This is a genomic window from Sulfurimonas sp., assembly GCF_032250635.1.
Classification (GTDB): Bacteria; Campylobacterota; Campylobacteria; order Campylobacterales; family Sulfurimonadaceae; genus Sulfurimonas.
Window position 1 is genome coordinate 1 of record NZ_JAVVFL010000112.1, and the last position, 7492, is coordinate 7492.

Genomic DNA, 7492 nt, shown 5'->3' on the forward strand with positions numbered 1-7492 from the left:
ACGACTATATAAGCGGCATGTTGATTCGAGTATTTATTAAAAATAGGTATAAAAGTTGTTATATAAAATTTGTCATCTAAAGAGGTGAAAAAGTTAAAAGCATCGCCACTTAAAATTTTCTCGCTTAAGCCGGGATGCTTGCCGATCAAATCTTCAATAAGCTTGTTTCCTTCTCCTGAAATGCTCTTCTCATAAAAATAGTTGTTGTTGATTTTGCTTTGTAAATAGTTGCTTTTTTCATTGTCAAAAACTTTTTTCTCGACAATATCTTTTTTGATTATAAACTCAACATCGGCAATAGCTTCATCCCTTAGATGTTTTACTATTTCATGCATAGAGACCGAAATCTCTACGCTTCCATAGTGTTCTTCTTCATGAAGTACTGGGTAGATAAATCTATAGCCGTTAAAAATTCTTCCCTCTTCAAAGCCTGATACCGGTTCTTTGTATTTGTTTACATAAGCAACCGTGTCTCTTACCCCTTTAAGGTTATCGCCATACTTATCCACTCTGTGAAATCTCAAAAAACTTTCGTTATTTGGCAGATGAAAGTGAAGCTGTTTTATTTTAAAGAGCTGCATAGAGTTATAACTGGCTATTAAAAGGGAGTAGAGTTCCCCTCGTGCGCTGTTTTTCTCTGCAATATCTGTGCTGTTTGCTTTTTTCATTAAAGCGTAGACTTCCGGCACGTTTATTTTAGTAGAGAAATATATCTCAGAGTGAGTTTTATAGGCTTTTGTAATCGTGTTGTACGTTATAGTAAGCATCTCTTTTTCTTGCTTTAAAACCTCTTCTTCATGGTTTTTTATCTGATAGTAGGAGACAAAAAGAGCCACTGCGCTAAGAGAGATAAAAAAAAGCAGATACTTTATAATTTCTTTGATCATTAAAGCCTATTGTTTATAGAATTATATGGCGCAATTATAGCGTTAATATTTGAGGACATAATAAAGACAATTTATTAATTAGTTTATAAAATATAAAAGAGTTCTTTTGGCTTGAGAGCAGAATTTTTGTTCCGCTGTTTACAACTTTTGCTATTTTCCTCAAGCATAAAAATATTTATATTAGTCTATAATTGTTGATATAATGATTCGCAAAGGAGAACTGAAATGTTAGTTATTGAAAAATATTTTTCAGATATTCAAAAGTGTGTTCTTGATTTTAATATAAACGTTGAGAGTTTGCAGGCTAAGTATACGAGTGATTTTTTATACACACAAGCAATTAGTGAGTATAAAAAGCTCTTTTTGACTCTTCTTTTGTCTAAATCTAAAGAAGAAATTGAGAAAAACACTAAAATACTTGTAAATTTTACGATTGAGCAAGATATATCCTATCTATTTCTTTATAGCGAGCTTGTAACAGTTGTCCGCAAGTTCCTTGGGAGTCTTATAGAAAAACATGATTTTGAAGATATAGATGTTGTCAATCTTTTTTTTGCAGAACATGAAGATCAAATTACAAGTTTATATTTAGTGAAATTCTTAAAGCGCTTAAAGCTAAAAAATGAGCTTAGACTTTCTCACATCGAATTAATGGCTGATAAAAAATTTATGATCCATTATGAAAATCATCTTAAGTGGATAATCGAACTTGTTCTGTATGTTCAAAAAAAGGTATATAACGACAATTATCCCGAGTTAAATCCAAATTTATGTGATTTCGGCAAATGGATGAAGAGTTCGACGACTTCGTATCTGCTCTCCACATCTCATTTTAAAGAAATTGAAAAACTTCATATGAATCTGCATGATTTGGCTGCGAATGTTGTCAGCTATTGCAAAAGCGGGAAGTCTCATCCTGCGACTTTAATCCATCTGATGAATAGAATTGAGTACTACTCGCTTGAAATCGGAAATGAGATAGCTTTTTTAAATGAGATTGAAGAGAGTGCCAAAGATCCTCTGACACATCTTCTTACCAGACGCCTGTTTAACAAAATTATGCTGAGTAAGATAGAGATTTCCAAGGCAACGGGCAGAGAGTTTGCTCTTATGATGTGCGATTTGGATCATTTTAAAGTTATTAACGATACTCATGGTCATGACATAGGTGATATCGTATTGCAGCATTTTTCAAAAATATTGGAGCATGTTCTTAGAAAATCAGATTATATTTTTCGTTATGGCGGTGAAGAGTTTATTATTTTACTTCCTATGACAAACAAAGAGGAGACTCTCTTGCTTGCTCAGAAAATTTGTAATTTAACCGCTTCAAAAGAGGTGGTTGTTGAGAACATAACTATTAGCTATACGGTAAGCATAGGAACAATAGTTATTCTAGCCGACAACAAGATAAGCGCAACACAAGAGACTATTGATAAATATGTTACCAAGGTAGATGAAAAACTTTATCTTGCAAAAGAGAGAGGTAGAAATCGAGTTGAGTAGATTTATTTACATAGGTGTGATTAAAAATGACTTTAAAGCTTTTAGAAACCCTTTAGGCTTTTCCAACATACTCATATGTCCGCTATCTTGCAGTTCTATATAATGACTGTTTTTTATTTTAGAAGCTAAATCTTTCATGATTTTTGGAGATATAATCGTATCTTTACTTCCTCCAATAAGCAGAGTAGGCGGAGTTTTCTCTAGACTCTGTGTTGTGTCGGTTCGACTTATCATAGCAATTAGTCCACCTTTGACACCTAGTGGATTAAAAGTTAAGATTTTTTCTTTTAAAAGGGCGATTTTATCCTGATTCTCCTGCAGATAGTTTTGAGTAAATGCGGCAGTAAAAAAATTGTCTAAAAAAGGTTCAACTCCTTCTTTTTCAATACTTTGTATAGCTTTTGCTCGCTTGAGTTTTGCTTCATCATTATCACTGCTCGTTGAGGTATTTGCCAAGATGAGAGCTTTAAAGTTTTGGAGTCGTTCATTGGCTCTAAGTGCAATGTAGCCTCCCATAGAAAAACCACACACAATGACTTCCTGCAAGTCAAGTTGTAAAATAACGGCTTCAAGATCATCGACATAACTCTCCATTGTATATTGACCATGACCAACTTCAGAGCTTCCAAAGCCTCGTATGTCGTAACTAATGCAATAGTAATCATCTTTTAATTGTTCACTTACATCATCCCAAAGAGTGTGATCAAAAGGAAACCCGTGGATAAACACAACAGGCTGAGAACTTGAATCTCCTTGTAAAAAAACTTGGATTCCATTGACAAGTGTATGCATAATCTCTCCTTGTATTGCATCTATTCTATATGCAAAGCTCTTAAAAGAGACTTATTTTTTAATTTTATATGCGTTAATTCAAGTTTAAAGTGCGACAGTTAGGTTAAGAGAATATGGTAAAATGGGAAGTTTGCAGAAAAAAAGTTGGTGACCCCGAGGAGAATTGAACTCCTGTAACATGGATGAAAACCATGGATCCTTACCGCTAGACGACGGGGCCAACAATTTGTAGAAATGGTGTCCTGTGATGGATTCGAACCATCGGCCACATCATTAAAAGTGACGTGCTCTACCAGCTGAGCTAACAAGACTTGTTTTATGCCTCAAACCTATTGTTTGTGGACGCGAATTATAGACAAATAGGAACTGCTTGTCAAGAAAAAAGAGCATAAATTTGAAAATTTTAGTTAAAATACATTTAATGAATTACTTTAGTTTTGAATATGCCTATTTTATCCTACTCTTGGTTCCCATTTTATACTGTATGTATAAGTGCAGGGAGCAGATGAAGTCTAGATTTTTCGTCCATCTGCACTTCTTGTCTGCAAAAAAAAGTTTCATAAAACTTGAGCGACTTTTAAAAATCATTATCTTTGTCTTGCTCTGCGCTGCGCTTGCTTCTCCGATAGTCGTAGATAAATTTAACCCCCTAAATAGGCACGGAAAAGATATAGTCTTCTCGATTGATGGGAGCGGTTCTATGGGCTCATCGGGTTTTGATATGGAAGATGAAGTGAGCAAAGGAGAGAGACTTAGCCGTTTTGAGATTGCAAAGCTTATCGCCTCTGATTTTATACAAAAAAGAGAGAGCGACAATGTGGGAGTTGTCCTTTTTGGCGATTTTGCTTTTATCGCCTCTCCGATAACATACGAAAAAGAGATAGTTGTTGATATGCTTAACTACCTCTCGCATGGCATGGCAGGGCAGAATACGGCAATAGGAGAGGGCATCGCTTTGGGTGTTCGTGCGTTTAAACACTCAAAAGCAAAAAGTAAAATCATTATCCTCTTAACAGACGGTGAGCACAACAGCGGAGATATCTCACCAAAAGATGCCATAGAGCTGGCAAAAGAGCAGAGTATTAAGATATATACAGTCGGCATGGGCAACAGAGGAGAGGCTGATGAGGCGCTTTTGCAAAAGATAGCAGATGAAAGTGGCGGCGCATTTTTTTATGCAGGATCTGCAAAAGAGCTTAGGGAAGTTTACGAGAAGATAAATGAACTTGAATCCTCAAAAATAAAGAGCAAAGAGTATCTCTTAAAAGATTACTACTACTGGGCGGCTCTGCTTTTAGCATTGGCAATTTTGCTCTATTTACTCTATAGAGAGGCGAACAAATGACCCTGTTATATCCGCAATATCTCTGGCTTTTGCTGCTGCTTTTGCCGCTTTTTATAAAGAGGGATATAAGAGAGTTTAGAGTGAGTGTATACGGCTATATACTAACCTTTCTATTTATTGTTGTGGCACTCTCAAGACCCGTTATGGAGCAGGAGCCGATAGAGTCAAAACAGATGCTTAGCGATGTTATTATCGGAGTTGATCTCTCTTTCTCCATGCAGGGAAGCGACTTGGAGCCAACGAGACTCGGCTATGCAAAAGAGATGCTGAAAAAACTGGTTGAAGTTGAAAAAAAGAGCAGGTTCGGCGTTCTTGGATTTACTACAAATGCGGTTGTTCTCTCTCCGCTTACCGAAGACAAGGAGCTTTTGCTTCACCTTTTTGGCGCACTTGATGAGAAGTTTATCATCACTCAGGGAAGCTCTATCATGTCGGCTCTTAAGCTCTCACGAAAGATGTCCGCCTCAAAAAAGGCTACGGTTGTGCTCTTTAGCGACGGCGGAGATGAGCTTGGTTACGAGGCTGAGGCGCATTTTGCCAAAGAGAACTCTTTGGTTGTAAATATTTTTATGACAGCCTCCGCAACGGGTTCAACTCTAAGGCAAGAAAACGGAGAACTTTTAAAAGATGAACTGGGTGATATTGTCGTAAGCCGCCAAAACAGTGCATCTAAAGAGATTTGCGATGCGACTGGCGGAGTCTATACCAAAGATTTTGACGATTTGCTTGACGCACTTGATGCACAAAAGAACAAAGATAAAGAGAGCAAAACTACCATCATGCGAAATTTGGAGCTTTTTTACTACTTTATAGCCTTGGCAATTATTACCTTTTTGGTGAGTGTGACGACTCTCAAGAGATATATAGTTATGTTTTTGCTTCTCTTTGGAGTGCATCTGAGTGCAAGCCAAAATATGGAGTTTTTCAGCAAAGCGAGTGAGTTTTACAGAAGCGGCGAGTATGAAAAGGCGCTGCAAAATTTTGAGATGGTAAAATCCGCCGATGCAGAGACTAAATCTATAATCTACTACAATATGGGAAACTCTTTTGTAAGGCTTCAGGAGTTTGAAAAGGCAAGAGAGGCGTACATAAAATCTCTAACGCTCATCTACTCCAAAGAGGCGGATGAAAATCTGGAGTTCATCCGTGATGTGGGCGAGAAAAAAGAGATGAGTACGGGGAAGCAGCAGAGCAAAGAGAAGTCGGCACTTGCCAAAAAAGAGCAGAGTAAAAAGCAAAAAGAGGGCGGCGGCTCAAACATGCAAGTGAGTGCGGCTGCAAGCAGCGGATCGGATAATGAGGGCAAGAAAACAAAATCTCAAAGCCGGATAAATTTAGACGGTGCAAAAGCAAAACTCAGCTCAAGGCAGTATGAGCTTATAAACAAGAGGAGAGTAGATGAAAAAAAGCCTTGGTAGAGTATTTTTAATAGTTTTTATATTTTTGCAAGTAGGACTTTTTGCTTCGACTTACACATGGAGCGCGTACGCAAACAAAACGACTGCATATCTTCATGAAGCTATTCATATAAAATATGTGTGCAACTTCAGCGATGCCTCAGAGCTATATACTATTGAGTTTAACCCATCGGGAGAGTATAAAAAATTCACTCTTAAAAACTTAAGAGAGAGTGAGCAGATAGTTGATGGCAAAAGAGTTAACAGCTATGAGTTTGTGGCGTTTGCAAAAGAGGCGGGTAAAATAGAGTTTGCATTTGAAGCCATCATGAAAAAGACCACAAAAGAGTCAATCGAAGATACCGTCATTGGAAGAGACAATGTCAAAAAAGAGGACTTTACAAAAGAGCCTTTTAAGCAGAAGGTTTTAAGGGTTAGTGTCAAAGAGACAAACAGTTCTCTTGTCGGAGATTTTATCCTAGAAACAAAAAAAAATGAGCCAAAAGTAAAGGCGTATGAGCCGTACCACATGCAGGTGGCAATCAAGGGAGTTGGGAATTTTGAAGCACTCAAACCTATAGCCTTTAGCATCGAGGGCGTAAGAGTTTTTGCAGAAGAGGTGGCTCAGGATTATAAACTTAGCGAAGATGGCTTACATGGAGAGTGGATACAAAAGTTTGCATTTGTCTCAGAGAAACATTTTACGGTTCCCAGGGTTGAGATAGAGTATTTCAGCCTTAGGGAGCAAAAATTGCAAAAGCTTGTCATAAATGCTCTAGATGTGAGCGTTGAAGCAGGCTTTAGCAAAGAGGAGCTTCTTGATGAGGAGCCAAAGAAAAGTTTTGAGTTTGACTATAGTTACTTCTACTATCTTTTGGCATTTGTAGCAGGATTTTTAGTCGCAAAAATAAAGATAAAAAGAAGAGTTACCAAGAAAAACAGCGATGAAGAGTTTAGGCAAAAGGTGCAGGAGGCAAAATCACTTGATGAGCTGATGATTTTGCTGGTTTTAAAAGATGCAAAGAGGTATGAGAAGATTATCTATGATATTGAGACCAAAAAAGTAGCTTCGCTTAAAAATGCAAAGAGGTTAATAGTGGATTAAATCTTTTTTAACTAGAATGATTTAAAATATATACATACAGTGGAGTGGAAGTGAGATATTTTTTAATAATTGCTACATTTTTTTTGGCTTTAGCTCTGGCGGATAAGAGCGTAGTTAAGAGTGTTACGATAAACCAGATGCTCTACCCCGATAAAACGTTTTTACAAGTCAAAGAGATAGCTCTAAATGAGGCAAAAAAGGCTGCAGCAAAAGAGATATACGGCGAGGTTTTAATATCTGAGACGGTAATGATAGGCGGCAAGGTTTTAGATGATGTGGTGCGCGAACAAGCGGGCGGCTTGGTGCGTATAAAGGGAGAGCCCAAGTTTAGAAACGGCGAGAATTTCGGGGACATTGTAGTAACCGTTGAGGCGTATGCAACGGATGAGGATCTAAAAAACGGAGCTCAGCAGAGCAGTAGCCAAGAGTTTGACATTGATGCGGCAGATGAGAGGATATC

At 37.5% G+C, this 7492-nt stretch carries 7 protein-coding genes and 2 tRNA genes; 5 read left to right on the plus strand and 4 right to left on the minus strand.

What is annotated here, in order from left to right; genetic code table 11:
* A partial coding sequence (locus RQ763_RS07600; RefSeq protein WP_314152144.1) for a cache domain-containing protein occupies positions 1-887 on the minus strand: 887 nt, incomplete at its 3' end.
* A 225-nt stretch (positions 888-1112) separates the two neighbouring features.
* Here RQ763_RS07600 and RQ763_RS07605 point away from each other — a divergent pair.
* Positions 1113-2393: a sensor domain-containing diguanylate cyclase gene (locus RQ763_RS07605; protein ID WP_314152146.1), complete on the plus strand. Its 1281-nt coding sequence runs from the start codon at positions 1113-1115 to the stop codon at positions 2391-2393.
* A 6-nt stretch (positions 2394-2399) separates the two neighbouring features.
* Here the strand turns inward: RQ763_RS07605 and RQ763_RS07610 are convergent, their stop codons facing one another.
* The 3 genes from RQ763_RS07610 to RQ763_RS07620 form a co-directional block, all read right to left on the minus strand.
* Positions 2400-3185 carry an alpha/beta hydrolase gene (locus tag RQ763_RS07610; RefSeq protein ID WP_314152147.1) on the minus strand — a complete coding sequence of 262 codons (786 nt, stop codon included), beginning with the start codon at positions 3183-3185 and terminating at the stop codon, positions 2400-2402.
* A gap of 145 nt (positions 3186-3330) precedes the next feature.
* A tRNA-Glu gene (locus RQ763_RS07615) sits at positions 3331-3405 on the minus strand.
* A gap of 15 nt (positions 3406-3420) precedes the next feature.
* Positions 3421-3496, minus strand: a tRNA-Lys gene (locus RQ763_RS07620).
* A gap of 194 nt (positions 3497-3690) precedes the next feature.
* Between RQ763_RS07620 and RQ763_RS07625 the strand changes: the two genes are divergently transcribed.
* From RQ763_RS07625 to RQ763_RS07640, 4 genes are all read left to right on the plus strand, one after another.
* On the plus strand, positions 3691-4530 hold the full coding sequence (locus RQ763_RS07625; RefSeq protein WP_314152148.1) for a VWA domain-containing protein: 840 nt from the start codon (positions 3691-3693) through the stop codon (positions 4528-4530).
* Complete coding sequence (locus RQ763_RS07630) at positions 4527-5948, plus strand: vWA domain-containing protein (RefSeq protein WP_314152150.1); 1422 nt, start codon at positions 4527-4529, stop codon at positions 5946-5948. The genes RQ763_RS07625 and RQ763_RS07630 overlap by 4 nt, the downstream gene beginning before the upstream one ends.
* Entirely contained in the window at positions 5929-7032 is a 1104-nt protein-coding gene (locus RQ763_RS07635; RefSeq protein WP_314152151.1) for a hypothetical protein, read from the plus strand. The genes RQ763_RS07630 and RQ763_RS07635 overlap by 20 nt, the downstream gene beginning before the upstream one ends.
* A 50-nt stretch (positions 7033-7082) precedes the next feature.
* Positions 7083-7492 (plus strand): hypothetical protein (locus tag RQ763_RS07640; RefSeq protein ID WP_314152153.1); only part of this gene is annotated, 410 nt, incomplete at its 3' end.

What these genes read in the sequence shown, in the direction of transcription:
- RQ763_RS07605 (WP_314152146.1), top strand. Translation starts at nt 1,113, where the DNA reads ATGTTAGTTATTGAAAAATATTTTTCAGATATTCAAAAGTGTGTTCTT.
- RQ763_RS07610 (WP_314152147.1), bottom strand. Translation starts at nt 3,185, where the DNA reads ATGCATACACTTGTCAATGGAATCCAAGTTTTTTTACAAGGAGATTCA.
- RQ763_RS07625 (WP_314152148.1), top strand. Translation starts at nt 3,691, where the DNA reads ATGAAGTCTAGATTTTTCGTCCATCTGCACTTCTTGTCTGCAAAAAAA.
- RQ763_RS07630 (WP_314152150.1), top strand. Translation starts at nt 4,527, where the DNA reads ATGACCCTGTTATATCCGCAATATCTCTGGCTTTTGCTGCTGCTTTTG.
- RQ763_RS07635 (WP_314152151.1), top strand. Translation starts at nt 5,929, where the DNA reads ATGAAAAAAAGCCTTGGTAGAGTATTTTTAATAGTTTTTATATTTTTG.